This window comes from Azohydromonas aeria, assembly GCF_009760915.1.
Taxonomy (GTDB): domain Bacteria; phylum Pseudomonadota; class Gammaproteobacteria; order Burkholderiales; family Burkholderiaceae_C; genus Azohydromonas; species Azohydromonas aeria.
In genome coordinates this window covers 81,241-107,290 of the sequence record NZ_VIDQ01000016.1, presented here as the reverse complement: position 1 = coordinate 107,290, position 26,050 = coordinate 81,241, and the positions used below count along the sequence as shown (strand labels likewise).

The following is a 26,050-nucleotide window of genomic DNA, read 5'->3' as shown; positions in this document are numbered from 1 at the left end:
GTCCAGCCGCCGCCGCCTGACGACTTGCCTGCCTGCTTCCATCCTTGTCGCTCCTCATGCGTTACCGATGAGGGCATTGTTCGGATGGCAAGGCCGCGGTGAAGGACGCCGCAGGGCGACCGCTTACGGACGCTCCGACCAATGGCACGTTGCAGAAACGTCTTGGTCAAACTCGGTAGTCAACAACGCCATCGTGCAGCGGACTCTCGACCCGGGTGCCATCGTAGTGACCTTGCCCGATGAAAACTTCAAGCTCCGGACTCGCGGAAAACGTAAAGGCAAGCTGCCCGAAACCACAGTGACGACCGTGAACCGCTTGGAGAAGCATGGTGTCTTCTGGCTCAAGAGCAGCGAGCTTCAAGGCTACCTGCGGTGCCGTGATCTGCTGGCCGCCGTTTCCCCGTTCCTCAAGCCACAACCGCCACAAGAGCCGCCCTTGAGCATCGAAGTCCGGTGCAGGAACAGCGAGGCTCTTGAGATTGAGATTGAGAGTCTGAAGGTGCAGGGCTATCGGCTGAAACGCGGGTCCAAGAAGGAAACCAGTGCAGTGCTGACCTTGAAAAAGCCCAGCGCCAGCCCGGCCCTTCAAAGCTGACCAGCAGCCCGCAGGATCGTTGCCCGGCTGACTTCGTACTTCTTCGCCAGTCCTGAAACAGTCTGTCCGGGTTGCTTGATGAGCGTGCGAACTTCGGCAATGTCGCCCTCACTCAAGCTGGAACGGCGCCCCAGCTTCTTGCCCTCAGCCTTGGCCCGATCAAGTCCGGCCTTGGTGCGTTCCTTGAGTAGATCAAGCTCAAATTCCGCCACAGCCGCGATGACTTGCATCGTCATCTTCCCGGCAGCACTGGTCAGGTCAACGCCACCCAGCGCAAGGCAGTGAACCCGGACCTTGTTCGCGGCCAGCATGTCCACCGTGGCCCGCACATCAAGAGCACTTCTGCCGAGTCGGTCCAACTTCGTCACCACCAGCACATCACCCGGCTCCAGCTTCTCAACCAGCTTCTTGAAGCCCGGACGCTTGGCCGCTGCCTGACTGCCCGAGACAGTCTCACAGACGATCCGGTGCGGTTCGATGGCAAAGCCCGCTTCCCGGATTTCCTTGACTTGGTTGTCCGTGGTCTGGTTCTCGGTGCTTACGCGGCAGTAGCAGAAGGTACGGGACATGGCAGGCAAAGTGTTCGTAAACGGTGTTCGTATTGTGATGCCTGTTCACAATGCTGTCCACCTATTTTTTGAACAGTTGCCCGGACCATGCCCACAAACGGACGTTTCTGAACACATGACCTTTGCCTAATTGCCCTGCCAGTACGTTTTGAATACGCTCTCAAGAGTCAATGCGATCCATCTGGAGGTGCATCATGAAAAAAACTATGGCAACCACTGCGGCCATAGCTTCACTTTTGTGCGCATATCCATTTGATCAAGCTATGGCGCAGATAGGAGGCGCGGGGCCAAACCTCTCTCAAAGTCCTCCACTCAGCATTCCAGGACACGCATCAGTTGGTATTGGTTCGAGTTCGCCCAAGCCACCGTCACCACTTCTCGGCAACATTCCAAGCAATGCCATTGAAAAGACGGGAGGCATTGATATTGCCTTGGGGAGATTAGACTATTATTCTGCGCTTGAAAAAGAAAATGGCGAACTGAAAACTCTTGTCAAACAACAACAGGAACTTATAGCTGCGTTGGAGCAAAGAATTTCAAGATTGGAAAAGAGGAAATGAATGGCGGACGCTCAAAGTGACGCAGCGTTGGCGGCATTAAGGGCCAATGTTGCCAATACAACCCAAAAAGCCGCCTCTGCAAGCGCGCACACAACTGCAGCAAGCGCAAATGTAAGCCAAATGGCGAGTGCCGTACAGGCACAGGCGAACTCTGCTAGTTGGTGGTCCAATACCAATGCGATGACAATGAGTGCATCTGTATTGGTGTTTGGCTTGCTTATTTGCACGCTTGCCGCAGCAATGATTCGATGGGGAAATGGTGCTGAGCCGACCCTTAGGGTATTTGGAACATTGCTAATCATTGTTGCGGCGTTATTTCTTGTGGTTGCCGGCTACGATGATAAGCAGATTGCCCCGGTTATGGGATTGCTCGGCACTATAGTAGGCTACCTCCTTGGAAAAAGCGATCAACCCACCAAAAAGGATGACCAAACCGATTCCTCTGCCACAAGGAATACTCAATCCTCTTGATTCATATATTGCTTACCAAATCTCATTAACACTACTTCGCCATGTAGACAGGTATCGCATTGATTTAGGAGTATTTTCAAACGTTTTGGACAAGGATTTTTTCTTAAAGATCAATAAGTTGGCTCGCATTTGGCGGAGCAGTATTAAACATGATGCTGGCAAAGGCTGCAGCACCGATTCACCTCACACGGCTTTGAAGCAAAACAGGCAGCATCAATTATTATTGCCATTCAATTCACGCGACCGCCACAAAGAGCAAGCCGATTAACCACCGCCTATTATTTGCTCCAAGTATTTAATCAATAATTCCGTTCCCACCTCGTCAATCTTTGCGCCTGCATACTTCGCCGCCCCATAGAGAAACGACTTCAGCTTTTGAACAGCCGTACGTCTCTCTTCTGGTTGCGTTGCCTTATCTTTCAACCGGTCAAGTTCTGAACGAAGACGAAGCGCCTCGACCTTATCACCTATCTCCTCAATTAGACCAATAATTCTTTTATCTTCAACAGTATAGTTAACATTTCCATTTATCGCCTGCACAAGGACGCCCGATAAAGTAGAGCCTTCAATATTGATAGTCACTGGCGCCGTATTCCCCACAACCGCAAAAAGCGAAGATGGCGCCTTCTCCATAGGCATAGGCAGCAGCACCGCCTCCTTAGCGTCCAGCAATTCGGACTCAAGATTCTGGTTCAACACTAGACGACGACGCTGAAATTCATGCCTTACCTCCATATTAAGGCGACGCAAACCACGCGCATACTTCGATACAGCGAACGCAGCCTCTGTACTGCTAATACCAGCCTGCTCCAACATCTTGGTTGCGGCATGTGGATCAGACTCGGATAAAGCAAGGAAGCGATCAAATCGATTTGCAGCTTCTTGCAGTTCCTCTACATTTACCACATCACCTCGACCTTTGAAAATGTACGTAGTTCCTCTTAACGTTCGATTTGCATCGATTGAAAATTCTTTCCCTTCCACATCACGCAAGTAACGCGAAAACATGGTAAGGAAGTCTTCAAATTGCTCGCTTTGATACCTACCGTGCGGCACATATAAGCGCAGGAATACGCCGGCCTGAGCATCCTCCAATGCCTCAAACATTCTAAGAGTTACATCACTCCGCTTGCGGAAAGGCACTAATGCAAGCTTCCTCCGCTGTAATTCATTAAGAAAATCCAATGCCTTTGTTATGCAACCAGCATTATCCTCCAACCAACGCTCGCGCGTATAGACAAAGCTTGAAGCCGCCGTATCAGTCGGCCAAGGCATGTCAAGGCGCTCCATTGTTTCCTCATCGAGTTCAGTTATCTCCCACGGCGCAGGCTCAATCTTTCCGGTGAAATTATCCTCGTGAACAAACAATAACGCGCCTGCTTTCTCAAAGCAGTCAATTAGCGCACCCCTAACTTCATCATATTGACTATGAACCAGATGAAGAAGGCTAGGAGTAGGAAGGTACGCAAATATGACCGCCAAGCGGCCTTCTGCCTGCAAAGTATTTGCAATTTCGACAATTCTAAGCCAGTTTGCAGGACTTGATCGAAGGTGCTTCTTTACAACATCAAAACCAAGTCCCTGGATTTTTGCAGTTAAACCCTCGTGCGTAAAATCCCCAACAATTAAGACAGTTGTACGCGCCTCCGACAAACCACCTTTTACAATCTCCGATTCTTTACTCATAAAAAGCCCCATGACTTTCAGTTAAGCTGCACGCAGCCATACTACAACCAAACAATTGTGATGCATCCAATTGCAACGAGCACCATGAGTGCGTAATTTATTTTCAGCAGCATCAACTCAAACTTCTCACTCAACTACTTTATTCCTCCCAGCCTTAACCTCAGAACGCAGCGTCTTGCTTTTCAGGCGACGTTGCTTTGCAGCATGTGTCGGCTTAGTTGTTCGCCGCACTCGCGGTGTATGCGATGCTTGGGCCACCATTTCTTCCAGCCGTGCCAAGGCTTCCGCTTTATTCTTTTCCTGACTACGTGCGGTCTGTGCCTTGATGACGATGATGCCTTCCTTGGTCACACGCTGATCCGGCAGGGCAAGAAGCCTGTCCTTCACCTCCTGCGGTAGCGAAGAAACCCGAATGTCAAAGCGCAGGTGGACGGCGTTCGAAACTTTATTGACGTTCTGCCCTCCCGGCCCTTGAGCACGGATGGCGCTGAACTCAATCTCGTGTTCAGGAATGGTGATAGAACGGTTCACTTTGGCCCTCGTCTGGAAGTGAGTCATACCACTCCTGCGCCCTCTCTTCCTCAAGGGCGTAAGCAGCCCTTCCAGCTTCCAGCGGTGCGACGAAGTGCACGGGGCCAGCCTTCATCAAAACTTTTAGCGCAGCCACATGCAAACGCTCATCGGGCAATTGACGATTCTTGGGCCACAGGCTTAACTCTCGGTAGCCCGCTTTTCCGTTTTGGTACGCAACACCAAACAGCATTCGGCCTGCCTCGCTGACCATAAAGCCTTCCCTACCTGCGAACACCAGCACATTGAGTCGCTTCAGCAACGAATTGGCCCGGTATCGGCCTTCGTAAGTCTCAAGGTCGAGACGCTGCATGAAAGTATCGAACCCGATGGCGTCTTCCGCTGCAAGTTCACCCCGTAGCCGCTCCTGCTCTCTTTCCAATTCGGCAATCTTGTCTTCGGCCTCAAACATTAGTGCTGCTACAGCCTTCGACTGCCGGTTCCGGGCCATTTCCATGTATCCCGCCAGTGCTTCTTGCTGCTCCAGCAACCTGCCTTCCGTCGCTTTTAGTTCCCGAGCCAACTTGGCGCCTGAATCCTTCACCAACGCCATTGAATCCAGACGCGCCAGCATCAACCGGAATACCGCTTCGGAGTGATCCAGCCGAATTAGCCTGTGAGACTCGCACAGCCCTTTTCGACCGATGGAGCATTCAATGTAAGTTGTGCCCTTGGGTGGCTTGCCTTTGTTGACCATGTGCATCGCACTGCCGCAGTGAATGCACTTCCCGATGCCCTGCCAGACGTTGAATTTCACGCTTTGCTTCGTTGCCTGTGACACACGCCTGCCAGCCACGGCAGCTTGAGCCTCGTAAAAGACGGCTTCCGACACTACAGCCGGGAAGTAGCCTTTGATTGGCTCGCCTATCGGCTGGCGTTTCTTCCGGGCAGGGTCCAGTGTCCGTGAGAACGGCTGCCACTCGCCCAGCACAGCCCGATTGGTCACAACATGGCTCACAGTGCTGCTGCCCCAGCCCTTGACGCTCTTGAATGTCGGCACTCCTTCGGCATTGAGCATCCGGGCAACCGTGTGCTTCCCGTACCCAGCAATCACAAGCTCAAAGGCACGGCGCACAGCTTCCACCCGCTCCGGGATTGGCTCATAGCCCGTGCCATCGTCCGTCAGCTTCAGCCACATCGGACAGACCTGCCCCATCGGCTTCTTATCGGTCTTGGCAAGTTCGCGCTTCTTGCTGAAGGCATCCGTCAGCCGCTTGGCCTTGGTGCTGCTTTCCTCATGGGCACGGGAGAGGATGAAGATGCTCAGGATCAGGCTTTGTTCATCCTTGGGGTCCGTGTACTCCCGCCGATCCGCCAGCGTAACAACGCGGATGCCTTTGTTCAGCAACTGCACCAGCAGTGAAACGGCTGTCCATACGTCCTGTCTGCTCAGTCGGTCCAGCGACTCAACAATGAGTGTTGAACCCCGTTCGATCTGCCCTTCGTCCACCAGCGCAAGGAACCGCGCAAGCTCTCCCTTAGCGTCAAGGTGCTCGCCTTTGTAGGCTGACCGGCCCGCGTCAAGGAACGTGTATTCCCGGCCCATTGCAAGCTGCAACCCATGCTCTCGGCAGTACTGCTCACAGGCTTCGATCTGACGTGCTTGTGATCGACCCTTGGCTTGTTCAGGGGTGGAGAAGCGGATGTACGAGAAAGCAAGCGTCATAGGTGTATTGTGCAAGACCTTCAACAAGGTCTCCACCGCCATCCACCTGCGCTACGACATCCACGCCGGCTCGCTGCCCGAGGACGTCAAGGAGCGGCTGCTGGCGCTGGGCGACGCGCGCATCACGCGCGAGGGCGTGGTGGTGATCAAGGCGCAGGAGCACCGCAGCCAGGAGATGAACCGCGCCGACGCCCTCACCCGGCTGCAGGCGCTGGTGGACAGCGTGGCCCAGGCGCCCAAGGCGCGCCGCCCGACGAAGCCCACGCGCGCCTCGCAGCGCCGGCGCGTGGAGGGCAAGGCGCGCCACGGCGCGATCAAGGCGCTGCGCGGGCGGGTGGACGCTTGAAGAGCCTCCAGGGCCGCCCGGCCTGCATCGATCAGGGCAGCGGCGCCAGCGCGCAGCTGAACCCGGTGGTGCCGTTGCACGGGCGCTGCCCGTAGGGCGCGAGCCAGCCGGCCTTGGTCATCGTGTCCGTCGCCGTGCGCGCCAGCAGCTGGTAGCCGTAGGGCGTGAGGTGGATGTCGTCGGCGAACCAGTAGCGCGAGACGTCCACGCCCGGGCGCAGCGTGGCGGCCGAGCAGAACAGCGCCGTGTCCACCAGGCACGCCGACTGCGAGACGTTGGTCAGCCCGTAGCGCGCCGGGTCGAGCGCCTGCAGCTCGCTGGCGGTGTAGGCGTCCACCACCAGCACGCGCGGGTTGCCGGAGAGGGCCGCCACCAGCGGCGCGTTGAAGGCCAGGGACAGCCGCGACAGCAGCTCGCGCTGCTGCGGCGGCAGCGCCTTGGCCCGCGCCGACGCGCCGACGTCGGGCAGCAGCGCCACCACCACGCGCTGCGCGCCCTTGCCCACCATCTGGCCCAGCACCAGTGCCGCGAGTTCGCCCCCGGCCTGCTGCAGCGCCGCGCCGGCCTCCTGCGCGGCCACGGTGGGGTCGGCACCGGCGGCCACCTTGGCGCGCAGCGCGGCGACCTGCATGAAGACGTCGTTGCCGCCGGCCAGCACGGTCACGAGATCGGTGGCGGCGAAGCTGCCGCCGGACACGGCCAGGTGGTGCGCGATCTGATCCTTCACCGGCTGGGTCAGTGCGCCAAGCTCGCCGTCGAGGTTGGGCGGCGTCATCAGCAACAGCGCCGCGTTGCCCGGCCCTATGGCCTCCGTGACGCGGGCGCCGCCCTGGGCATAGTTGAAGCAGCCGGCGTGGTCCGCCTGCGCCTGCGCGAGCCCGGCCAGGGAGCCGGACGCATTCAAGCCGGTACGCGCCGCGCACGGCGCCGGCAGCGCCAGCTCGTAGGCCAGCTGCTCGGTCCAGTTGGTGCCGGCCTTGGGCCGCGTGGCGGGATTGAAGTCGTTGATGGTGAACTGCCCGCCGCCCTGCGCCGCCAAGCCCGCGGTGCGGTAGGTGCCCACGTCGCTGAGGCTGTCGCCGAAGGACACCAGCCGCGCGTAGCTCGGCACGGGGCCGCTGTCGTCGTCGTTGTCGCCGCCACCGCCGCCGCCGCAGCCGGCCAGCAGCGCGGCCGTCACGGCCGCCGCGAGCGTGTTGCGAATCCACTGCTTCATGCGCATGTCAATGCCTCCTCCCGTACAGAGGGGAGCAGTGTGCCGGCAGGCCCGGCCGGCGGCCAGCCGTGACGGCCCGAAGGATGCATGCGTGCAGGCCTTGGCCGCGCCCGGGCGCGGGCATGGCCGGCCCCGGACAATCGGGGCCATGGCAAGAGACAAGACCATCTACACCTGCACCGAATGCGGCGGCACCAGCGCCAAGTGGCTGGGCCGCTGCCCGGCCTGCGGCGCCTGGAACACGCTGGTGGAGGGGCCGGCCGAGGGCGGCGGCGCCGGCGCGTCGAAGAACCGCTTCCAGGCCCTGGCCAAGAGCCAGCCCGTGGCCACGCTCAGCGAGATCGAGGCCGCCGACGTGGCGCGCACGCCCACGGGCATCGACGAGCTCGACCGGGTGCTGGGCGGGGGCATCGTCGCCGGCGGCGTGGTGCTCATCGGCGGCGACCCGGGCATCGGCAAGTCCACGCTGCTGCTGCAGGCCCTCGACGCCCTGTCGCAGCAGATGCCCGTGCTCTACGTCACCGGCGAGGAGTCCGGCGCGCAGGTGGCGCTGCGCGCGCGCCGGCTGGGCCTGGAGGGGGCGCGCGTGCGCGTGATCGCCGAGATCAACCTGGAGAAGATCCTGGCCACCATCGAGGCCGAGCGCCCGGCGTTCTGCGTCATCGACTCGATCCAGACGCTCTACTCCGAGCAGCTCACTTCCGCGCCGGGGTCGGTGGCGCAGGTGCGCGAGTGCGCCGCGCACCTCACGCGCGCGGCCAAGGGCGGCGGCACCAGCATCGTGCTGGTCGGCCACGTCACCAAGGAAGGGGCGCTGGCCGGTCCGCGCGTGCTTGAGCACATGGTGGACACGGTGCTGTACTTCGAGGGCGACACGCATTCGAGCTTCCGCCTGGTGCGCGCCATCAAGAACCGCTTCGGCGCGGTCAACGAGATCGGCGTGTTCGCCATGACGGAAAAGGGCCTCAAGGGCGTGGCCAATCCCAGTGCCATCTTCCTGAGCACGCACGGCGAGCCGGTGCCGGGCTCGTGCGTGCTGGTGACGCTCGAAGGCACACGCCCGCTGCTGGTGGAGGTGCAGGCGCTGGTGGACCAGGGCGGACCGAGCCCGCGGCGGCTGTCGGTGGGCCTGGACCGCGACCGGCTGGCGATGCTGCTGGCGGTGCTGCACCGGCACGCGGGCGTGTCGTGCATGGACCAGGACGTGTTCGTCAACGCCGTGGGCGGCGTGCGCATCAGCGAGCCCGCGGCCGACCTGGCGGTGCTGCTGGCGATCCACTCCAGCCTGCGCGGCAAGCCGCTGCCGCGCGGCTTCATCGCCTTCGGCGAGGTCGGCCTGGCCGGCGAGGTGCGCCCGGCGCCGCGCGGCCAGGAGCGGCTCAAGGAAGCGGCGAAACTCGGCTTCAGCGTGGCGGTGGTGCCGCGCGCCAACCTGCCCAGGAAGCCCATTGAGGGGCTGACCATCCACCCGGTGGAGCGCATCGAGGAGTCGATCCAGGTGCTGCGCGGGCTGGACTGAACAACGACAACGACGAGGCAAGACGAGATGAACCCGTGGATCGGATGGGCGCTGGCGCTGGGCGTGCTGGCGCTGGGCTATGCGCAGTACGGCTGGCGCGGCGCGCTGCTGGGCGGCACCGTGGTGGCGTTCTGGCTGGTGCTGCAGTTCAACCGGGCGCTGCGCGTGATGCGCAACGCCGGGCAGTCGCCGGTGGGCCACGTGGCCAGCGCGGTGATGCTCAACGCCCGGCTCAAGCCGGGCATGCGCATGCTCGACATCGTCACGCTCACGCGCAGCCTGGGCCAGCGCCTGGAGGACGCGGGCGAAGGCGGCGCCGAGCGCTGGCGCTGGCGCGACGACGGCGGCGCCAGCGTGGAGGTGGAGATGCAGGGCGGGCGCTGCCGGCGCTGGAAGCTGCTGCGCGAGGGCGGGGACGCGGGCGATGCGGGTGACGGCGCGGCGCCGGATGCCGCGCGCGGCGTGGCTTAGTACCGACACGCCCGCCGCTGCTTCCGCGCCGCGCGGCCGGCGCGGCAAAGGCGCCCTCGTAGAATCGTGCGTTTTGTGCGACACGTCTTATGTCGCTCTTCCTCGTAGCTGGCAGACGAGGGGTTTACCCTTAAAAAGTAGACCCAAAAGCAAGCCTTAACGGAGTGCCTTTTTTACTTTTAGTGAGAAGGCCAAGGGTAGAAATACCCGAGATGCACCATAGCTTCTACGAGAGTGGGGCTATATAAGCAGGAGAACAAGAGGCGCAAGCCTTGAGTACCTCTCTTGCTGTTCTTTACAGGTGAGTCACCATCAAAAGTGGCCGGCTCACATGCGCGCCTTCCTTTTCGGAGGAACGGGCGTGAGGGGTGCTTTTGCTCCGTTGAGTCCGAAGAGCGCTGAAGCTTCGGATTACCTCGTCATACCCGTCGTGAGATGTGGCTATGACCTGTTGTGCGACCAACAGTAGCCTACGGTGGCATGCAAGGCTGGCAACGGCCTTGTGTGAAGCCCACCTGACAACGTACCCCCGTACCAACGGCACGTTTGACCCGCGAGGGCCGGCGTGTGATTCGTCAACAGGTGACGAAGAAGGGGCCAGGCTAGTTCTGTAGGGGCAACACAAGTGAATCGTCGGTTGAACCCGGGTCACGATTACATGGCCTACGCCTGTTAACAGGCCATAGCCAAAATGGCATAGCTGCCAAGTTGCATCCGTAGAACGTGGATGCACGTCGCCGTTGTGCAGCCCCGGGAAAGACGGGCCCTAACCAGACAGGCTCCAGCAATGGGGTCGGTAGTCCGAGGAACGTGGTAAGCCCCACTGCCCGCCGGCGTGCTTCGGCATGCCGGCAGGGAAGCCGCAAGGCGACCTGTTGGGTGAGGGGGTATGGGATCGTGGAAAAAGCGAAGGCCCGGCTGTAACGGCCGGGATAGGGGCTGATGCCCTGTCGTGAAAGCGAGCTGACTTCCACGTGGTGCAACCGTCGCAAGCCGGTTGTCTGAGTTCTGCAACGCCCCGAAGGGACGCCCAATCCCTTCGGGGGCTGGTGCGTCCTCAACGGGCCCAACCCGATGAGGAAAGCATGGAAGAGATCGTCAGCGATGACGGTTCTGCGTCCTCACGCCTGCCCGACTCCTGGCATGCCATTGATTGGCAGCGGGTGGAACAGCAGGTGAGAACGACGCAGATACGGATTGCGAAGGCAACGCAGGCCGGTGACTGGCGCAGGGTGAAAGCCCTACAACGGTCGCTGGTCCGCTCGTTTCCCGCCAGGGCACTGGCGGTGCGACGGGTGACTGAGAACCAGGGCAAACGAACGGCAGGCGTCGATCGCAAGCTGTGGGATACGCCGACCGCGAAGTGGTCGGCCGTCAGTGAACTGAAGCAGCAACGGGGGTACAGGCCGCAGCCGCTGCGGCGGGTCTACATCCCCAAGGCCAACGGCAAGGAGCGTCCATTGGGCATTCCGACCATGAAGGACCGGGCGATGCAGGCTTTACACCTGCTGGGCCTGGAGCCGGTCGTGGAGTCGCAAAGCGATCCGAACAGCTACGGCTTTCGTCGGAACCGCTGCACGGCTGATGCCATGAAGCAATTGTTCGTCTGCTTATCCGCAAAGGTTTCGGCCGAGTGGGTTCTGGAGGCGGACATTGAAGGCTGCTTTGACCATATCAATCACGAATGGCTGGTGAGCCACGTCCACATGGACCGGCGCATCGTCCACAAGTGGTTGAAGGCTGGGGTGGTCTACAAAGGCCAACTGACGGCTACCGAAGCGGGCACGCCGCAAGGCGGCATCATTTCGCCAACCTTGGCGAACGTGGCACTGAACGGGTTGGAATCAGGCTTGATCGCGCACATCAAGGCGCGGTTCGGCCCGACGAAAACCAGAAAGCTGAAAGTCAATGTCGTCCGGTACGCCGACGACTTCGTGATTACCGGCCAGTCGAAAGACTTGCTGGAAACCGAAGTCCGGCCTTGGGTGGAAGCTTTCCTCTCACAAAGAGGACTGCGACTGTCGCCGGCCAAGACTCGCGTCACGCACATTGACCAGGGCTTCGACTTCCTGGGCTGGAACTTCCGGAAATACTCCGGGAAGCTGCTCATCAAGCCGAGTCGCAAGAACGTGAAAGCGTTCTACGGCAAGCTGAAGGAAGTCGTGCAGAGCCATCTCATGGTGCAGCAGGCGGAACTCATCAAGCTGCTGAACCCAATCCTCAAGGGTTGGGCGCAGTACCACCATCCGGTGGTGGCGAAAGAGGCTTTCAGCCGTGTTGATTCGCTGCTGTGGTGGCGATTGATGCGATGGGGCTTGCGCAGGCATCCGAACAAGTCCCGGCGATGGGTAGCCCAGAAGTATTGGACGACCATAGCCAAACGAACCGAGTTCGCGGTGCGGACGGAGTTCGTGGACGGGGAGCCTGTGTGGCTGCGTCTGTACAAGCTGGCCGACACGAAAATCGTGCGGCACGTGAAGGTCAAGGGAGACTTCAACCCCTTCGATCCGAAGTGCGAAGAGGACGAGGAGAAGCTGCGCGCGATCCGCATGAAGCAACGCATGGGGTATCGCAAGCAGTGCTATTCGCTGTTCCTGTCCCAGCGTGGGAGATGCGTCCTGTGCAAGGAGCCCATCACGATGGAGACCGGCTGGCACGACCACCACCTGATTCCTCGGGTGGCGGGCGGGTCGGACCGGTTGTCCAACCGGGTGCTGTTGCATCCGGTCTGCCATGCACAAGTGCACGCCGAAGGTTTGTCAGTGGCGAAGCCGGCCCCGAAAGGGGCTTAGGGTGTCGGCCGGGCTAAAATTTCCGGTTTAACCGATACCAGATGTTGTGCTTGAGCCGGATGCGGTGAAAGTCGCAAGTCCGGTTCTTAGGGGGGGATGGGCCAGCAATGGCCTGTCCCTACCCGCCTCCCCACACGCAAATTCCTTCGGAGTCCACGATGTCCATGCACGACCGCGACGGCAAGATCTGGATGGACGGCGAGCTCGTCGACTGGCGTGACGCCAAGATCCATGTCCTGACCCACACGCTGCACTACGGCTGCGGCGCTTTCGAGGGCGTGCGCGCCTACAACACGGTCAACGGCACGGCGATCTTCCGGCTGCGCGAGCACACCGAGCGGCTGTTCAACAGCGCCAAGATCCTGCGCATGAAGATCCCGTTCTCGGTCGAGCAGGTCGAGGCGGCGCAGCGCGAGGTGGTGCGCGTCAACAACCTGGAGAGCTGCTACCTGCGCCCGCTGGTGTGGATCGGCTCGGAGAAGCTGGGCGTGAGCCCCAAGGGCAACCAGATCCACGTCATGGTCGCGGCCTGGCCCTGGGGCGCGTACCTGGGCGAGGAAGGCCTCAAGCGCGGCATCCGCGTCAAGACCAGCAGCTACACCCGCCACCACGTCAACATCACGATGACGCAGGCCAAGGCGGTGAGCAACTACAGCAACTCGATCCTGGCCAACATGGAAGCCACGGACGACGGCTACGACGAGGCGCTGCTGCTCGACGCCTCGGGCTTCGTCAGCGAGGGCGCGGGCGAGAACATCTTCGTGATCAAGAACGGCGTGGTCTACACGCCCGACCTGTCCGCCGGCGCGCTCAACGGCATCACGCGCAACACCATCTTCGCCATCTGCCAGGACCTGGGCCTGAAGCTGGTGGAGAAGCGCATCACGCGCGACGAGGTCTACATCGCCGACGAGGCCTTCTTCACCGGCACGGCGGCCGAAGTCACGCCGATCCGCGAGCTCGACCGCATCGAGATCGGCCGCGGCAGCCGCGGGCCCATCACCGAGAAGATCCAGGCGGCGTTCTTCGACATCGTCAACGGCCGCAACGCCAAATACGCCGAGTGGCTGACCAAGGTCTGAGACCCAGGGAGAAAACGAAGTGAGCACCGAAGAAGCCAAGTCCGTCGTCGAAGTCTCCGCCTCCGAGCTGCAGGGCCCGGGCGTGGTGTTCTGCCCGAACCCGAAGATGCCGCTGTGGAGCACGCACCCGCGCGTCTTCATCGACGTGGCCACCACCGGCGAGGGCTGGTGCCCTTACTGCGGCACGCACTACCGGCTCAAGGCCGGCGAGCAGGTGTCGGCGCACCACTGAGCGCCCTGCCCTCGCACGCATGACAAAGCCGCCCGCGGGCGGCTTTGTCGTTTCTGCCCGGCCGGCGCGCGTGGCGCTACAGCTGCAGCCGGCCGCTGTAGAGCACGGGGCCGGTGGGCGCGCCGGTGGGCGAGCCGCCGGTGGGCTCCAGGCTCACCGCCAGGGCTGCGGTGCCCGGGCCCAGCACGGCCGCGGGCAGCCGCTCGCGCGGCAGCACCGTGACGCCTTCGGGCGAGATCAGTCCCAGCGAGCGCGGCGCGCCCTGCGGCGGCAGCGCCCACAGCTCCAGCGTGCGGTCCTGCGCCACGCTCACCGGCAGCAGCGGGCGCGTCACGAGGGAGCGGCCGTCGCCGGCGAAGCTGGCCACGAAGGCCGGGCTGCCGGCTTGCGTGCCCGCGGCGCCCTGCAGCACCACGATCACCGGCGGCGGGCTCGCCTGCGGGCGCACCACCAGCACCGCCAGCGCCAGCGCGGCCGCGCCGGCGAGTGCTGAGACGCCGCGCCACAGGCCCAGGCGCTGCCACCAGGGCAGCGGCGCCGGCGCGGCCTCGCGCGGCCACAGCCGCCGCTCGATGCCGTCCCACACGTGCGGCGGCGGCTCTTCGGGCGGCAGCGCCACGCTCAGCGGCATGAGCCGGCGCTCCCAGGCGCGCACGGCAGCGCGCAGCGCCGGGTGGCCGGCGAGCAGGCTCTCGAAGCGGCGGCGCGCCGGGCCGCGCAGGGTGCCGGCGGCGTACTGCGCGGCCAGGGCCTCGGCGCGTTCGGGTCGGGCGTAGTCCATGTCAGCTGGCCTCGCCCGGCTGCGCGGCGGCGTCGCGCTGGGCGGCGCGCTCCAGGCACTGGCGCAGCGTCTGCAGCGCGCGCCGCACCCAGGACTTCACGGTGCCCAGCGGCTGGCACAGGTGCTCGGCGACCTCGGCGTGGCTCAGGCCGTCGTAGAAGGCCAGCGCCACGCTCTGGCGCTGCTGCGGCGTGAGGGCCTCGACGCAATGCGTGAGCGCGCGCGTCTCGCTGGCGCGCTGCAGCAGCTCCAGCGGCCCGCCGCCTTCGGGCGCGGGCGGCTCGGGGGCGGGATCGTCGTCGTCGCGCGCGGGAGCTGCCACGAGCTGGGGCTGGGCCTGGGCGCGGCGCAGGCTGTCGATGGCGCGGTGGCGCGCGATGCTGGTCATCCAGGTCAGCGGCTGGCTGTGCGCCGGGTCGAAGCTGGCCGCGGCCTTCCAGATGTTCACGTAGATCTCCTGCAGCAGTTCCTCGGCTTGCGCCCGGTCGCGCTGGATACGCAGCACCACGGCGAACAGATGCGCGCTGCTGCGCTGGTAGAGGGTGGCGAAGGCGCGGCGCTCGCCGAGGGCGCAGCGCGAGAGCAGGAGCGCCAGCTCGCGGCTGCGCTCGTTCCAGTCCTGGGGTTCGGTCTTCATGGGCGAGGGCCATCATGGCCCGTCCCTACAATTCGGGGCAAGGAAGATTTGACATGCCCCGAGACCAGGAATTCATCCTCACCCTGTCCTGCCAGGACCAGCCCGGCATCGTGCACGCCGTCTCCGGGCTGCTGTACCAGGCCGGCTGCAACATCATCGACTCGCAGCAGTTCGGCGACGTCGGCGCGGAGGACGCGACGGGCCTGTTCTTCATGCGCGTGCACTTCGAGGCACCGGCGCACCTGTCGGACGCCGCCACGCTGGAGCGGCTGCTGGGCAACCTGCGCCAGCAGTTCCGCATGGACGCGCAGCTGCACGCCGTCAACGCGCGCCCGCGCCTGCTGCTGATGGTCAGCAAGTTCGGCCACTGCCTCAACGACCTGCTGTTCCGCTGGCGCAGCGGGCAGCTGGCGGTGGACATCCCGGCCATCGTCTCCAACCATCCCGACTTCGCCGAGCTGGCCGCCAGCTACGGCATCCCGTTCCACCACCTGCCGCTGGCCGCGGGCGCGGGCGCCGAGGCCAAGCGCGCGCAGGAGCGCGAGATCGAGGCGCTGATCGAGCGCGAGCGCATCGACCTGGTGGTGCTGGCGCGCTACATGCAGATCCTCAGCCCCGAGTTCTGCCAGGTGCTGCATGGTCGCGCGATCAACATTCACCACAGCTTCCTGCCCAGCTTCAAGGGCGCGCGGCCGTATGCGCAGGCGCATGCGCGCGGCGTCAAGCTCATCGGCGCGACGGCGCACTACGTCACGGCCGACCTCGACGAGGGCCCGATCATCGAGCAGGACGTCGAGCGCGTGGACCATGCCCTCTCCGCCGAGGACCTCACGGCCGTGGGCCGCGACGTCGAGTGCGTGGTGCTGGCGCGCGCGGTGCGCTGGCACGTCGAGCACCGCGTGCTCATGAACGGGCACAAGAGCGTCGTGTTCCGCTGAAGGGAGGTGTTGGGCCATGGCGCGACCCAAGCCTGAGGCCGCCGCGCTGCTGGCCTCGCCCGAGGAGATCGAGGCCGAGTTCTACGAGGCGCTGCAGCGCGGCGACATCGAGCGGCTGATGGCCGTGTGGGGCGACGACGACGAGATCGTGTGCGTGCATCCGGGCGGCCCGCGCGTGGTCGGGCCGGCGGCGGTGCGCGCCACCTTCGAGGCCATCTTCTCCAACGGGCCGGTGCGGGTGCGGCCCGAGCAGGTGCGCCGCGTGATCGGCCCCGGCTGCGCCGTGCACAACCTCCTGGAGCGGGTGGAGGTGTTGACCGACGAAGGCACCCTGACCGCATGGGTCATGGCCACCAACGTCTACGTGAAGGGTGCGCTCGGGTGGCGCCTGGTGGCACACCATGCAAGCGGCGGTTCCAGGGAGGAGCCGCCGGAGATTTCCGAAGTGCCACCCACCGTCCTGCACTGACATGGACTATTGCGCTCCGTACTGGCTGCCCGGGGGGAACCTGCAGACCATCTGGCCGGCGCTCTTCTCGCGCCGGTTCGAAGGCCCCGCTCCTGACTATCAGCGCGAGCGCTGGCGCACACCGGACGGGGACTTCATCGACATCGACTTCCAGCACGGCCCCGCCGGCGCACCGCTGCTGGTGCTGTTCCACGGCCTGGAAGGCTCCTCGCGCAGCCACTACGCGCAGGCCTTCGCCGCCACCGCGCGCGCCCTGGGCTGGAGCTACGCGGTGCCGCACTTCCGCGGCTGCTCGGGCGAGATCAACCTCGCGCCGCGCGCTTACCACTCCGGCGACCACGCCGAGGTGGGCTGGATGCTGCAGCGCCTGCGCGAGCGCCATGGCCGGCCACTCATGGCCGTGGGCGTGTCGCTGGGCGGCAACGCGCTGCTGCGCTGGGCCGAGGAATGCGGCACCGGCGCCGCGCGCATGGTGCAGTCGGTGGCGGCCATCAGCTCGCCGCTGGACCTCGTGGCCGGCGGGCACCACATCGGCGCGGGCTTCAACCGGCTGGTCTACACGCGGCTGTTCCTCAGCACCATGAAGCCCAAGGCGCTGGCCAAGCTGGCGCAGCACCCGGGCCTGTTCGACCGCGACAAGGTGCTGGCCGCGCGCACGCTCTACGAGTTCGACAACGTCTTCACCGCGCCGCTGCACGGCTTCCGCGACACCGAGGACTACTGGCAGCGCGCCTCCTCCAAGCCGCACCTGAACCTCATCCGCGTGCCGGCGCTGGTGGTCAATGCCCGCAACGACCCCTTCATCCCGGCCCACAGCTTGCCCACGCAGGCCGAGGTCGGCGACTGGGTGACGCTGTGGCAGCCGCTGGACGGCGGCCACGTCGGCTTCCCGCACGGCAACTGGCCCGGACACGTCATGACGCTGCCCGGCGCCGTGACGCGCTGGCTGCAAGCGCCGCGCTGAAACTCTCACCAGGACACACACGCGCCATGGATGACATCGTCAAGGCAGCGCTGCGCAAGTGGCCCGACGTGCCGGCCGCGCGCGGCTGGCTCGGCCTGGACGCGCGCGGCCAGTGGTGGCTGCGCGACACAGCCACGCAGGCCGCGGGCGGCTTTCCGCAATCGCGCGGCAGCCGCATCGAGCACGAGCCGCTGTGCGCCTTCATCGGGCGCAACTACCTGTGCGACGGCGCCGGCGCCTGGTTCTTCCAGAACGGGCCGCAGCGCGTGTACGTGGAGCTCGAAGCCGCGCCCTGGGTCTGGCGCATCGACGACGCCTTCGCGCTGCTGTCGCACACCGGCGCGCCGGCGCAGTGGCGCGGCGCCTGGCTCGACGAGGACGGGCGCCTGTTCCTGGACACCGACCTCGGCCTGGGCCTGGTGCATTCGCAGGACGTGCACCGCGCGGCGCAGGCGCTCGAAGACGGCCGCTGGACGCTGAGCGGCGAACTGCGCTTCGAGGAGCTGCCCGCGCGCTTCAACTACCGGCTCAGCCCGGCCGCGCTCGTGGACCGCTGGGAGCAGGCGGCCCACGCGCCGCAGCCGCCGCGCCCGCCGCAGGGCTAAACGCGGCAACGTTGCCCCCATGAAAAAGCCGGCCCGAGGGCCGGCTTTGCCTTGTCCGAAGAATCCCGGATGCTTACTTGGAGGCGTTGACCATGTAGGTCACGACCGCCTTGATCTCGGCGTCGGAGGCGGCGGAGCCGCCCTTGGGCGGCATGGCGCCCTTGCCCTTGATGGCGCTGGCGGTCAGCGCGTCGACGCCCTGGCCCAGTCGCGGGGCCCAGGCTGCCTTGTCGCCGGTCTTGGGCGCGCCGGCGACGCCGGCGGCGTGGCAGGCTTGGCAGGCCTGTGCGTAGAGGGCCGGGGCGGCAGCGCCCTGGGCGGCGGCAGGTGCCGCGGCCGGCGCGGCGGCAGCCACCGTGGCCGTGGCAGCGGCCGGTGCGGCAGCGGCGGCGGGCGCATCAGCCGGCGCGGCAGCGGTGGCGGCACCGGCCGGGGCCTTGGGCTCGGCGAACTTGGCGCCGGCCTGGTTGGCCATGTAGACCACGGCGCGGCCGATTTCCACGTCGCTGGCCGCGGCGCCGCCCTGCGGCGGCATGGCGCCCTTGCCCTTGAGCGCCGAGGTCAGCAGCGCCTCGTAGCCCGTCTTGATGCGCGGGGCCCAGGCGCCCTCGTCGCCCACCTTGGGCGCACCGGCGGCGCCGCTGGAGTGGCAGGCCGAGCACTGGGCCTGGAACACCTGCTCGCCGGTCCTGAGCACGCCGCCGCCGGCAGCGGCGGAGCGGATCTCCACGGTGCCCACGGGCTGGATGCGCCGCGCCACGGCTTCCTCGGCCATGAAGTCGGTGCCCGCGCCGGGCTTCTTGCCCGCGCCGACGTAGGTCACGAGCAGGATGATCCCGATGATCGGCACGATGAACGCGAACAGCACGGCCCAGACCAGCTGCCTGGGCGTCTTGATCGGACCATCGTGCGGCGCTTCGTGGTCGGGGGTGTGGTGGCTGTCGGTGGTCATGGTTCCTCGGGAGACTTTCCGGGTGCGGCCGGTAATGGCGGGCTGCGCCGGCGGGGCGCAAAAAAACCCCGGAATTATAGGGAGCACCCCTTGATCGCCCGGGAACTGCCGTCTTGCACGAGCGCCGGAGTGCGACATGTGAACGCTGCATCAAGCCCATCCGCAGCGCCGCGCTGGGCCTTTGCAGGGAGCGCGCGACGGGTGCCGCGCGCGGGCGGCTACAATCGCGGCTTCTGCGCCTGTAGCTCAATGGATAGAGTACTGCCCTCCGAAGGCAGGGGTTGCTGGTTCGATCCCAGCCAGGCGCGCCAATAACTACAAGTCAAGCAGTCACAGACGCCTCCGGCCTGCAACGGGCCGCGGTTCTCCGGGAGGGTCTGAACAATCCCCTTGCAGTCCTCCAGGTCGGGTGTGCGTAGTCCCGGCCCGCACTGCGGCGTGATCCGGTTGCCCTGCCTCCTCCCCTCGGCCAGCGACCTCCGCGCCGCCTCCACGAAAGGTGCCGCCGATGCAACGCTCCACGTCCCGACTGCCCGTGCTGCTGGCCCTGCTCGCCGCGTGCGTTGCCGGTCCCGTCCTGGCCGAGATGCCGCCTGCCGATCCGATGCCGGCCGTCGTGGCGTCGCTCCAGCCGCAGGCCGAGGCCTCGGCGGAGGCGCCGCACGATACCGCCCCGGCCGCGCGCCCCGCGGCTCAACCGTCGCTCGCGACGCGGCTGCTGCAGCGCGGCCGCGCCTCCTGGTATGCGCACCGCTTCCACGGCCGCCGCACTGCCAGCGGCGAGCCCTATGACCGCCACGCGCTGACGGCGGCGCACCCGACGCTCCCGATCGCCAGCTATGCGCGCGTGCGCAACCCGGCCAACGGCCGCGAGGTGGTGGTGCGCATCAACGACCGCGGCCCCTTCAGCCGCGGCCACGTCATCGACGTGAGCCACGCCGCGGCCAGGCTGCTGGGCATCGTGTATGGCCCGCGCGAGGTGGAGATCGAGCCTATCGCCACCGGCTCCCGGCGCAACGTCGCCGCCGCGGCGCAGGATTGAGCGGGCGGCCGCCTTCGTCCCGGACGGTGCTGCGGCGCGCCTGTCAGCCGCATCCCACAAGCGCCGGCGCCTTCGCCTGACAGACCCCGCCCCGGCCGCGCGCGTAGGCTGCCTCGTCACACGCAAGGCCCTGGAGCACTCCATGAACGGCATGCAGAACAAGCGGCATTGGCGCCTGGCGGCCTGCGCGCTGGCGCTGTGCGGCGCCGCGGCCTGGGCGCAGCAGGCACCGGCCGACGGCGCCGCGACGCACACGGCGCCCGCCACGCCCGACGCCGTGAAGTACCTCAACGGCGGCGCCGGCGACGAGGAGCGATCGCAGCTGATGTCGCAGTGGAAGGAATTCCCGCTGCTGATCGTCTTCAGCGCCGCGGGCGGCGCCTACGCCGTGGCCGACAGCGTGCGCGTCACCAACGCCCAGGGCGCCGTGGTGCTGGAGGTGGCGCAGGCCGGCCCGATGCTGATGCTCAACCTGCCCCCGGGCGACTACCGCGTGCAGGCGCGCGTCGGCGGCGCGCAGCAGGAACGCAGCCTGCACATGGGCTCGCAGACCCAGCGCCTGGACTGGCGCGTTTGAACGCCGTCCCCGCCACGGCACCCGGCCTGCCAAAAAAAACGCCTGCCCCTTGCGGGGAAGGCGTTTCAAGTCCTCGGAAAAGGACGTCGTTGGGATCGGCAGGCCGGGTGCGCCACGCGGCGCGTCCCGGGCAACAAGCTCAATTTAGGCAAGGACCACGGCAACCAGTCCCCCGAGACCGGGGACAATGACGCCATGACCCCGCGTTCCGCACCCGAAGTTTCCCCACTGGACGAACGCGAGCTGGAAGAGCTTGAGCAGTTGCTCGACGCCGTGCCCGCGCCGCTGGAGCCCCTGGACGTGTCCATGACCGACGGCTTCCTGGTCGGCGTGCTGCTGCAGCCGCAGCCCGTGCCGCTGACGCAGTGGCTGCGCCACGTCACCGACGCCGACGGCCGCGAGGCGCCCGCCGGAGCCGCGCTGCAGCGGCTGCACACCCTCGTGCTGCGCCGCCATGCCGAGCTGGCCCAGGCCATCGCGCAGCGCCAGTGGTTCGACCCGTGGGTCTGGGAGCTCGACGAGGACGCCAGCCCGTCCGAGGCGGTGCTGCCCTGGGTGGCGGGCTTCGCCACCGCCATGGAGTTCTTCCCCGGGCTCATGCGCCTGGACGCCCCCGCGCTGCTGGAGCCGCTGGCGCAGCTCTTCATGCACCTCGACCCCGAGGACCTCGAAGACGCCGACGACCTGCTGGCCGAGATCGAGACCCTGGAGCCGCCCGCCGACATGGCCGAGGCCGTCGAGATGCTCGTGCGCGCCAGCCTGCTGCTGGCCGATGTGTCGCGCCCGCGCAAGGCGCCCCCGCCCGCGCGCAAGGCCCCGGCGCGGCGCCCCGGCCCGCCGCAGGGACGCCGGCCGCCGCCGCGGCGCTGATCGATCAGCCCGCGGCGCCGAAGCAGCGCGCCGCATGCAGGCCGAGTCCCTGCGCCACGCTGGCGAAGCGCTCGCCGCGCACGCTGCGCGCGTTGGGAAAGGCCGCGGCGATGCGGTCCGTGAGCGGCTTCAGCCCGGTGGAGCCGCCGGTGAAATACAGGGCATCGACTTGCGAGGGCGCCACGCCGGCGCGCCGTGCCGTCTCGGTGGCGGCATCGGCGATGCGCTGCAGGTCCGCATCCAGCGCCTGTAGCGCCTGCGCCTCGTCGAGCTCGGCCGCCAGGCCCGGCTCCAGCAGCGACAGGTCGATGCGCGCGCGCCCCGACTGCGCCACCTCGATCTTGGCGCCCTCGGCCAGCGCGCCCAGCGCGTGGCCCAGGTGCTGCTGCACCACCTTCATCAGGCGCCGGTGCTGGGCCGGGTCGGCGTAGAAGTCGCGCATGCCGCGCAGCTCGGCCACGCGCGGCGCGGTGTAGACGGTGTTGATCAGGTGCCAGGTCGCCAAGTCGAAATAGACGCGGCTGGGCACCTCGCGCCCGCCCGGGCCCACGCCGCGGTAGCCGCAGCTCGGCAACACCGACAGCAGCTCGACGCGGCGGTCGAAGTCGGTGCCGGCCACGTGCACGCCGTGGCTGGCCAGGATGTCGTCCTGCCGCTCCAGCCGCGCCGCGCGCCGCGCGCCCACGCGCACCAGGGAGAAGTCCGAGGTGCCGCCGCCGATGTCGGCCACGAGCACGAGTTCCTCGCCCTCGACCGTGCGCTCGTGGTCCAGCGCCGCGGCGATCGGCTCGTACTGGAAGCGCACCTCGTCGAAGCCCACCGAGCGCGCCGCCGCCTCCAGCGCGGACTGCGCCGCGGCGTCGCGCGCCGCGTCCTCGTCCACGAAGAACACCGGCCGGCCCAGCACGGCGCGGCGGATCGGGGCGCCGTGCTCGCTTTCCGCCTGCGCCTTGAGCCGGCGCAGGAAGGCGGCGATCACGTCCTGGAACTTCACGCGGTGGCCGGCGCCGATGTCGGTGTCCTGCGTCACCAGTGGCGAGCCCAGCACGCTCTTCATGGAGCGCATGAGCCGGCCGTCGAAGCCGTCCACGTAGGCCGCCAGCGCGGCACGGCCGTAGTGCAGCTCCGGCAGCTGCGGCGAGCCGGGCTCGACGGCGTAGAACACCGCGGTGGGCATCGTGGGCTGGCCGCCTTCGAGCGCGACCAGACGCGTGGCGCCAGTGGCGGCATCGGGCACGGCCACGGCGGAGTTGGAGGTGCCGAAATCGATGGCGCAAAAGGACATGGCAAACACGCGCCGCCGCCGGGCGGCCGGGCAAAAAGGGCGCGATTGTAGGGGCGCCGATCTACCCCCCCGGCACCGCCCGGTACGCGGCGCGACGGGCTTCACGCCATCAGCAGCTGCCCGGCCACGGCCGCCATGGCCAGCGCCACCAGCGCGTCGATGACCCGCCAGGTGCGCGGCTGCGCCAGCTTCGGCGCCAGCGCCGCGGCGCCGGCGCCCAGCGCCGTGAACCACATCAGCGAGGCCGTGGCCGCGCCCGACGCGAAGGCGCCGCGCTGGGCGTGCTGCGCGCCCAGGGTGCCGATGAGCAGCACCGTGTCGAGCCAGACGTGCGGGTTCAGCCAGGTCAGCGCCGCCGTGGTCAGCAGCACGCCGGCGCGGCTTTCAACCGCGCTGCCGGCGGCCAGGCCGCTGCCGCCGCGCCAGGCGCGCCGCGCCGCCTGCCAGCCGAACCACAGCAGGTACGCCGCGCCGGCCCAGCGTAGCGGCGCCATCAGCGCCGGCGCCGACTGCAGCAGCCGCCCCAGTCCGAACACGCCGGCAAACACCAGCAGCGCGTCCGACACGGCGCACAGCGCCACCACCGGCGCCACATGCGCGCGCAGCAGGCCCTGGCGCAACACGAAGGCGTTCTGCGCGCCGATGGCGACGATCAGGCCGGCCATGGCCAGCCAGCCCTGGATGAAGGGCCCGGACAGGGCGGAAAGATTCGGCGGAGACATGGCGACGATTGTCGGCAGGCCGGCCTGCTGCATGAATACTTCTGAAAATTCATGCGCCACCATCAGGAACGCTAATGAAAGACCTGGATACCTCCGGCCTGGACTGCCTCGCGGCGCTGGCCGACGAGGGCAGCTTCGAGCGCGCGGCGCAGCGGCTCAGCTTGACGCAATCGGCGGTGTCGCAGCGGCTGCGCGCGCTGGAGTCGCAGCTGGGCCGGCCGCTGGTGGTGCGCTCCCGCCCGCTGCGCCTGACGCCCGCCGGGCAGGTGCTGCTGCGGCTGGCGCGCCAGTGGCAGGCGCTGCGCGTGGACGCCGCGGCCGAGCTGGGCCTGCCGCTGCCGCAGCTGAAGGTGCCGATCGCCGTCAACGCCGACAGCCTGGCGACCTGGGTGCTGCCGGCGCTCGACGCGCTGGTGGCCGAGGAGCCTGCGCTGGCGCTGGAGCTGCTGGTGGACGACCAGGAGTTCACCCACGAGTGGCTGCGCGACGGCGCAGTGCTGGGCTGCGTCAGCACCCAGGGCGAGCCGCTGCGCGGCTGCGTCGCGAGCGCGCTGGGGCTGATGCCCTACGGCGCCTTCGCCAGCCCGGATTTCATCCGCCGGCGCCTGCCGCAAGGGCTGCACGCGGGCAACCTGGCCACGACGCCCTTCGTCGTCTTCAACCGCAAGGACCAGATGTCGCTGCGCTGGGTGGAGGCGGCGCTGGGCCTGCGCGCGCCGCGGCTGCTGGAGCGGCACGTGCCGTCAAGCGAGGCCTACCAGCGCGCCACGGTGCTGGGCTGGGGCATCGGCGTGCTGCCGCTGCTGCAGGCGCGCGAGGCGGTGGCGCGCGGCGAGCTGCTGCCGCTGCACCCCGGGCTGCGCCTGCCCGTGGCGCTGTACTGGCACCAGTGGGCGCTGGCCGCGCCGGCCGGCGCGCCGCCGCTGCTGGACCGCATCGGCCAGGCACTGGCAGCCCAGGCGCGGCAGGTGCTGGAGCCGGCGCCAGCGTCGGCATCAGGTGAATGAATCACTATCCGGTTTCAAACACCGGTGAATTTTTCACCATGGTGTTTGAAACGAGGATTCATAAAATTTCGCGACCGCACCTGGCCGCGAAAACGGGCTCTCAGCGCACCAGCAGCACCGGCGTCTTGCAGTGCGCCATGACCTTGGTGGTGACGGAGCCCATGACCAGGTTGCCCAGGGCGCTGTGGCCGTGCGAGCCCATGATCAGCAGGTCGTACTTGCCCTTGTCGGCCAGCGCGGCGATGAGGTCGGCGGCATGACCGACCTTGGCCACGTACTCGATCTCGGCAGCCTGCTTCTTGAAGAAGGCGCGGATGGGCTTGAACACCTTCTCGGCCTCGCTGTCGTAGTAGGCCTTCAACACTTCCTTGTCCAGCGCCGCGGCGGCGCGCGGCGGCACCGCGGGCACCACGTGCAGCAGCGTGTACTGGTGCGCCCCGGAGAGCCACTCCTCGTGCTCCGCCAGGTAGGCCAGCATGTGCTTGGTGTAGGGGCTGCCATCGACAGGGACGAGAATTTTCATGGGGACGGGCCCTCCTTCTGTTGGGGAGCTGGTCAGTGTCGCACGCGGCTCCCGGGTTCCCTTGTCCAACGTCAAGCCGGCCGGCACGGCCGCGCCGCCGCCTACAGCTCGATCAGGCGCAGAGGTTCGAAGCCCTCGGGCTCGCCCTTGTCGGCGGCACCGCGCGCCTGGCAGACCACGCGCGTGCGGCGCCCGTCGGGGTGCTCCACCACGTAGTCGTGGCGCCGGTGCACGTGGCCGTGCAGCCACAGGTCCACGCCGGGGAACAGGTCGTCGTCGGCGTTGCAGAAGCTGGCGGTGCTGGCCTGGCGGCCGTAGCGCGGGTCGCCGCTGCGCAGGCTGGGGGCGAAGTGCGTCACCACCACGGTGGCGTCCCAGCGCCCCTGCGCCGGCTCGGCCAGCTCGCGCTCCAGCCACTGGCGGCAGCGCAGCCCCTCCTCGCGCACCGCGGCGGCATCGAACAGCGCCCCGCCGCGGGTGGACTGCTGCACGCGCGCGAAGTAGCCGCCCGCGCGCTGCGCCTTGACGCGCTGCGCCGCGCCGAAGACCTCGAAGTCGCTCCAGCGCACGGTGCCGGCGAAGCGCACGCGGCGCCCGTCGGCGGCTTCGAAGACGAAGCGCTCCTGCTCCAGCAGCCGCAAGCCGAGCTCCGCGCAGCGCGCGCGCAGCGCCGTCCAGGCCTCGTCGAGGTCGCGCCGGTCGAACTCGTGGTTGCCGGCCACGAACAGCACCGGCACCGGCCAGTGCGCGAACAGCTCCAGCGACTTCCAGCGGCTGTCGATGTCGCCGGCCAGCACCAGCAGCTCCGCGCCCGGCGCGGCTTCGGGCGTGAAGTGCTCGGTTTCGAGGTGCAGGTCGGAGAGCAGCTGCAGCCGCATGCGCCGGGAGCCTTTCCTTCAGCCA

29 protein-coding genes and 1 tRNA gene are annotated in these 26,050 nt (G+C 66.5%); 18 read left to right on the top strand and 12 right to left on the bottom strand.

All coding sequences use genetic code 11. The annotated features are described in order from the left end of the window. Positions 1–595: hypothetical protein (locus FJ694_RS12440; RefSeq protein ID WP_232540002.1), on the top strand; the 595-nt coding region annotated here is incomplete at its 5' end. Here the strand turns inward: FJ694_RS12440 and FJ694_RS12435 are convergent. After that, on the bottom strand, positions 586–1,164 hold the full coding sequence (locus FJ694_RS12435; RefSeq protein WP_157267554.1) for a recombinase family protein: 579 nt from the start codon (positions 1,162–1,164) through the stop codon (positions 586–588). The two genes, FJ694_RS12440 and FJ694_RS12435, sit on opposite strands and share 10 nt — an antisense overlap. A 194-nt stretch (positions 1,165–1,358) precedes the next feature. On the opposite strand from FJ694_RS12435, the gene FJ694_RS12430 reads away from it, so the two are divergent. Together FJ694_RS12430 and FJ694_RS12425 are read left to right on the top strand one after the other, a co-directional pair. Then, positions 1,359–1,724, top strand: coding sequence for a hypothetical protein (locus FJ694_RS12430; protein WP_157267553.1), 366 nt, complete (start codon positions 1,359–1,361; stop codon positions 1,722–1,724). After that, positions 1,725–2,195, top strand: coding sequence for a hypothetical protein (locus FJ694_RS12425; RefSeq protein WP_157267552.1), 471 nt, complete (start codon positions 1,725–1,727; stop codon positions 2,193–2,195). 264 nt (positions 2,196–2,459) lie between these two features. Here FJ694_RS12425 and FJ694_RS12415 read toward each other — a convergent pair whose 3' ends face one another. From FJ694_RS12415 to FJ694_RS12405, 3 genes are all read right to left on the bottom strand, one after another. Further along, positions 2,460–3,881: a hypothetical protein gene (locus tag FJ694_RS12415; protein WP_157267550.1), complete on the bottom strand. Its 1,422-nt coding sequence runs from the start codon at positions 3,879–3,881 to the stop codon at positions 2,460–2,462. Positions 3,882–4,007: 126 nt separating this feature from the next. Continuing rightward, the gene (gene arfB, locus FJ694_RS12410) at positions 4,008–4,439 is read right to left on the bottom strand and encodes an alternative ribosome rescue aminoacyl-tRNA hydrolase ArfB (RefSeq protein WP_157267549.1); all 432 of its coding nucleotides are present in this window, start codon (positions 4,437–4,439) and stop codon (positions 4,008–4,010) included. Beyond that, positions 4,387–6,117: a recombinase family protein gene (locus tag FJ694_RS12405; RefSeq protein ID WP_198320807.1), complete on the bottom strand. Its 1,731-nt coding sequence runs from the start codon at positions 6,115–6,117 to the stop codon at positions 4,387–4,389. Before FJ694_RS12405 ends, arfB (FJ694_RS12410) begins: the two co-directional genes overlap by 53 nt. Here FJ694_RS12405 and arfB (FJ694_RS12400) point away from each other — a divergent pair. Beyond that, positions 6,095–6,463, top strand: a complete 369-nt coding sequence (gene arfB, locus FJ694_RS12400) for an alternative ribosome rescue aminoacyl-tRNA hydrolase ArfB (RefSeq protein WP_157267547.1) — start codon at positions 6,095–6,097, stop codon at positions 6,461–6,463. The genes FJ694_RS12405 and arfB (FJ694_RS12400) overlap by 23 nt on opposite strands. Before the next feature lie 31 nt (positions 6,464–6,494). Here the strand turns inward: arfB (FJ694_RS12400) and FJ694_RS12395 are convergent, their stop codons facing one another. Further along, positions 6,495–7,685: an SGNH/GDSL hydrolase family protein gene (locus FJ694_RS12395; RefSeq protein WP_157267546.1), complete on the bottom strand. Its 1,191-nt coding sequence runs from the start codon at positions 7,683–7,685 to the stop codon at positions 6,495–6,497. A 142-nt stretch (positions 7,686–7,827) separates the two neighbouring features. Here FJ694_RS12395 and radA point away from each other — a divergent pair, with 142 nt between their 5' ends. The 5 genes from radA (at position 7,828) to FJ694_RS12370 (ending at position 13,775) form a co-directional block, all read left to right on the top strand. Then, on the top strand, positions 7,828–9,198 hold the full coding sequence (gene radA, locus FJ694_RS12390; protein WP_157267545.1) for a DNA repair protein RadA: 1,371 nt from the start codon (positions 7,828–7,830) through the stop codon (positions 9,196–9,198). Between the two features lie 27 nt (positions 9,199–9,225). Next, a complete protein-coding gene (locus tag FJ694_RS12385; RefSeq protein WP_157267544.1) occupies positions 9,226–9,669 on the top strand; it encodes a hypothetical protein in 444 nt (147 codons plus the stop codon). 1,085 nt (positions 9,670–10,754) lie between these two features. Further along, positions 10,755–12,461 carry a group II intron reverse transcriptase/maturase gene (gene ltrA / locus FJ694_RS12380; protein ID WP_157267543.1) on the top strand — a complete coding sequence of 569 codons (1,707 nt, stop codon included), beginning with the start codon at positions 10,755–10,757 and terminating at the stop codon, positions 12,459–12,461. A 158-nt stretch (positions 12,462–12,619) separates the two neighbouring features. Next, positions 12,620–13,543, top strand: a complete 924-nt coding sequence (locus tag FJ694_RS12375) for a branched-chain amino acid transaminase (RefSeq protein WP_157267542.1) — start codon at positions 12,620–12,622, stop codon at positions 13,541–13,543. A gap of 19 nt (positions 13,544–13,562) precedes the next feature. After that, complete coding sequence (locus FJ694_RS12370) at positions 13,563–13,775, top strand: zinc-finger domain-containing protein (protein WP_157267541.1); 213 nt, start codon at positions 13,563–13,565, stop codon at positions 13,773–13,775. A gap of 76 nt (positions 13,776–13,851) precedes the next feature. Here the strand turns inward: FJ694_RS12370 and FJ694_RS12365 are convergent, their stop codons facing one another. Together FJ694_RS12365 and FJ694_RS12360 are read right to left on the bottom strand one after the other, a co-directional pair. Beyond that, positions 13,852–14,556 carry an anti-sigma factor gene (locus FJ694_RS12365; protein ID WP_157267540.1) on the bottom strand — a complete coding sequence of 235 codons (705 nt, stop codon included), beginning with the start codon at positions 14,554–14,556 and terminating at the stop codon, positions 13,852–13,854. A gap of 1 nt (position 14,557) precedes the next feature. Further along, positions 14,558–15,193 (bottom strand): sigma-70 family RNA polymerase sigma factor, encoded by a 636-nt coding sequence (locus FJ694_RS12360; RefSeq protein ID WP_157267539.1) that lies wholly within the window; start codon positions 15,191–15,193, stop codon positions 14,558–14,560. 53 nt (positions 15,194–15,246) lie between these two features. Between FJ694_RS12360 and purU the strand changes: the two genes are divergently transcribed. Genes purU through FJ694_RS12340 form a run of 4 tightly spaced genes read left to right on the top strand, consistent with a single transcriptional unit; the run spans position 15,247 to position 18,169 of the window. After that, entirely contained in the window at positions 15,247–16,131 is an 885-nt protein-coding gene (purU, locus tag FJ694_RS12355; RefSeq protein ID WP_157267538.1) for a formyltetrahydrofolate deformylase, read from the top strand. 16 nt (positions 16,132–16,147) lie between these two features. Further along, positions 16,148–16,600, top strand: coding sequence for a YybH family protein (locus FJ694_RS12350; RefSeq protein ID WP_157267537.1), 453 nt, complete (start codon positions 16,148–16,150; stop codon positions 16,598–16,600). Position 16,601: 1 nt separating this feature from the next. Further along, positions 16,602–17,564, top strand: a complete 963-nt coding sequence (locus FJ694_RS12345) for a YheT family hydrolase (protein ID WP_157267536.1) — start codon at positions 16,602–16,604, stop codon at positions 17,562–17,564. A gap of 26 nt (positions 17,565–17,590) precedes the next feature. Next, positions 17,591–18,169 (top strand): DUF2946 family protein, encoded by a 579-nt coding sequence (locus FJ694_RS12340; RefSeq protein ID WP_157267535.1) that lies wholly within the window; start codon positions 17,591–17,593, stop codon positions 18,167–18,169. Between the two features lie 73 nt (positions 18,170–18,242). On the opposite strand, the gene FJ694_RS12335 is transcribed toward FJ694_RS12340, so the two are convergent. Then, positions 18,243–19,121: a c-type cytochrome gene (locus FJ694_RS12335; RefSeq protein ID WP_157267534.1), complete on the bottom strand. Its 879-nt coding sequence runs from the start codon at positions 19,119–19,121 to the stop codon at positions 18,243–18,245. A 235-nt stretch (positions 19,122–19,356) separates the two neighbouring features. Here FJ694_RS12335 and FJ694_RS12330 point away from each other — a divergent pair. From FJ694_RS12330 to FJ694_RS12315, 4 genes are all read left to right on the top strand, one after another. After that, a tRNA-Arg gene (locus tag FJ694_RS12330) sits at positions 19,357–19,432 on the top strand. A gap of 197 nt (positions 19,433–19,629) precedes the next feature. Beyond that, a complete protein-coding gene (locus FJ694_RS12325; RefSeq protein WP_157267533.1) occupies positions 19,630–20,163 on the top strand; it encodes a septal ring lytic transglycosylase RlpA family protein in 534 nt (177 codons plus the stop codon). A gap of 142 nt (positions 20,164–20,305) precedes the next feature. After that, complete coding sequence (locus FJ694_RS12320) at positions 20,306–20,740, top strand: hypothetical protein (protein ID WP_157267532.1); 435 nt, start codon at positions 20,306–20,308, stop codon at positions 20,738–20,740. A gap of 195 nt (positions 20,741–20,935) precedes the next feature. Next, positions 20,936–21,610 carry a YecA/YgfB family protein gene (locus tag FJ694_RS12315; RefSeq protein WP_157267531.1) on the top strand — a complete coding sequence of 225 codons (675 nt, stop codon included), beginning with the start codon at positions 20,936–20,938 and terminating at the stop codon, positions 21,608–21,610. Positions 21,611–21,614: 4 nt separating this feature from the next. Here the strand turns inward: FJ694_RS12315 and FJ694_RS12310 are convergent, their stop codons facing one another. After that, entirely contained in the window at positions 21,615–22,895 is a 1,281-nt protein-coding gene (locus tag FJ694_RS12310; RefSeq protein WP_157267560.1) for an Hsp70 family protein, read from the bottom strand. 101 nt (positions 22,896–22,996) lie between these two features. Continuing rightward, entirely contained in the window at positions 22,997–23,617 is a 621-nt protein-coding gene (locus FJ694_RS12305) for a LysE/ArgO family amino acid transporter (RefSeq protein WP_157267530.1), read from the bottom strand. Positions 23,618–23,691: 74 nt separating this feature from the next. On the opposite strand from FJ694_RS12305, the gene FJ694_RS12300 reads away from it, so the two are divergent. Further along, positions 23,692–24,624 (top strand): LysR family transcriptional regulator ArgP, encoded by a 933-nt coding sequence (locus FJ694_RS12300; RefSeq protein ID WP_157267529.1) that lies wholly within the window; start codon positions 23,692–23,694, stop codon positions 24,622–24,624. A gap of 100 nt (positions 24,625–24,724) precedes the next feature. Here FJ694_RS12300 and FJ694_RS12295 read toward each other — a convergent pair whose 3' ends face one another. After that, on the bottom strand, positions 24,725–25,147 hold the full coding sequence (locus tag FJ694_RS12295) for a universal stress protein (RefSeq protein WP_157267528.1): 423 nt from the start codon (positions 25,145–25,147) through the stop codon (positions 24,725–24,727). Positions 25,148–25,248: 101 nt separating this feature from the next. Continuing rightward, positions 25,249–26,025, bottom strand: coding sequence for a metallophosphoesterase (locus tag FJ694_RS12290; RefSeq protein WP_157267527.1), 777 nt, complete (start codon positions 26,023–26,025; stop codon positions 25,249–25,251). Between the last annotated feature and the right edge of the window lie 25 nt (positions 26,026–26,050).

What these genes read in the sequence shown, in the direction of transcription:
- FJ694_RS12345 (WP_157267536.1), top strand. Translation starts at nt 16,602, where the DNA reads ATGGACTATTGCGCTCCGTACTGGCTGCCCGGGGGGAACCTGCAGACC.
- FJ694_RS12365 (WP_157267540.1), bottom strand. Translation starts at nt 14,556, where the DNA reads ATGGACTACGCCCGACCCGAACGCGCCGAGGCCCTGGCCGCGCAGTAC.
- FJ694_RS12290 (WP_157267527.1), bottom strand. Translation starts at nt 26,025, where the DNA reads ATGCGGCTGCAGCTGCTCTCCGACCTGCACCTCGAAACCGAGCACTTC.
- FJ694_RS12435 (WP_157267554.1), bottom strand. Translation starts at nt 1,164, where the DNA reads ATGTCCCGTACCTTCTGCTACTGCCGCGTAAGCACCGAGAACCAGACC.
- FJ694_RS12295 (WP_157267528.1), bottom strand. Translation starts at nt 25,147, where the DNA reads ATGAAAATTCTCGTCCCTGTCGATGGCAGCCCCTACACCAAGCACATG.
- FJ694_RS12385 (WP_157267544.1), top strand. Translation starts at nt 9,226, where the DNA reads ATGAACCCGTGGATCGGATGGGCGCTGGCGCTGGGCGTGCTGGCGCTG.
- FJ694_RS12335 (WP_157267534.1), bottom strand. Translation starts at nt 19,121, where the DNA reads ATGACCACCGACAGCCACCACACCCCCGACCACGAAGCGCCGCACGAT.
- FJ694_RS12430 (WP_157267553.1), top strand. Translation starts at nt 1,359, where the DNA reads ATGAAAAAAACTATGGCAACCACTGCGGCCATAGCTTCACTTTTGTGC.
- ltrA (WP_157267543.1), top strand. Translation starts at nt 10,755, where the DNA reads ATGGAAGAGATCGTCAGCGATGACGGTTCTGCGTCCTCACGCCTGCCC.
- FJ694_RS12310 (WP_157267560.1), bottom strand. Translation starts at nt 22,895, where the DNA reads ATGTCCTTTTGCGCCATCGATTTCGGCACCTCCAACTCCGCCGTGGCC.
- radA (WP_157267545.1), top strand. Translation starts at nt 7,828, where the DNA reads ATGGCAAGAGACAAGACCATCTACACCTGCACCGAATGCGGCGGCACC.
- FJ694_RS12320 (WP_157267532.1), top strand. Translation starts at nt 20,306, where the DNA reads ATGAACGGCATGCAGAACAAGCGGCATTGGCGCCTGGCGGCCTGCGCG.
- FJ694_RS12375 (WP_157267542.1), top strand. Translation starts at nt 12,620, where the DNA reads ATGTCCATGCACGACCGCGACGGCAAGATCTGGATGGACGGCGAGCTC.
- FJ694_RS12325 (WP_157267533.1), top strand. Translation starts at nt 19,630, where the DNA reads ATGCAACGCTCCACGTCCCGACTGCCCGTGCTGCTGGCCCTGCTCGCC.
- arfB (WP_157267547.1), top strand. Translation starts at nt 6,095, where the DNA reads ATGTACGAGAAAGCAAGCGTCATAGGTGTATTGTGCAAGACCTTCAAC.
- purU (WP_157267538.1), top strand. Translation starts at nt 15,247, where the DNA reads ATGCCCCGAGACCAGGAATTCATCCTCACCCTGTCCTGCCAGGACCAG.
- FJ694_RS12305 (WP_157267530.1), bottom strand. Translation starts at nt 23,617, where the DNA reads ATGTCTCCGCCGAATCTTTCCGCCCTGTCCGGGCCCTTCATCCAGGGC.
- FJ694_RS12405 (WP_198320807.1), bottom strand. Translation starts at nt 6,117, where the DNA reads ATGACGCTTGCTTTCTCGTACATCCGCTTCTCCACCCCTGAACAAGCC.
- FJ694_RS12340 (WP_157267535.1), top strand. Translation starts at nt 17,591, where the DNA reads ATGGATGACATCGTCAAGGCAGCGCTGCGCAAGTGGCCCGACGTGCCG.
- FJ694_RS12415 (WP_157267550.1), bottom strand. Translation starts at nt 3,881, where the DNA reads ATGAGTAAAGAATCGGAGATTGTAAAAGGTGGTTTGTCGGAGGCGCGT.
- FJ694_RS12395 (WP_157267546.1), bottom strand. Translation starts at nt 7,685, where the DNA reads ATGCGCATGAAGCAGTGGATTCGCAACACGCTCGCGGCGGCCGTGACG.
- FJ694_RS12425 (WP_157267552.1), top strand. Translation starts at nt 1,725, where the DNA reads ATGGCGGACGCTCAAAGTGACGCAGCGTTGGCGGCATTAAGGGCCAAT.
- FJ694_RS12350 (WP_157267537.1), top strand. Translation starts at nt 16,148, where the DNA reads ATGGCGCGACCCAAGCCTGAGGCCGCCGCGCTGCTGGCCTCGCCCGAG.
- FJ694_RS12315 (WP_157267531.1), top strand. Translation starts at nt 20,936, where the DNA reads ATGACCCCGCGTTCCGCACCCGAAGTTTCCCCACTGGACGAACGCGAG.
- FJ694_RS12360 (WP_157267539.1), bottom strand. Translation starts at nt 15,193, where the DNA reads ATGAAGACCGAACCCCAGGACTGGAACGAGCGCAGCCGCGAGCTGGCG.
- FJ694_RS12300 (WP_157267529.1), top strand. Translation starts at nt 23,692, where the DNA reads ATGAAAGACCTGGATACCTCCGGCCTGGACTGCCTCGCGGCGCTGGCC.
- arfB (WP_157267549.1), bottom strand. Translation starts at nt 4,439, where the DNA reads ATGACTCACTTCCAGACGAGGGCCAAAGTGAACCGTTCTATCACCATT.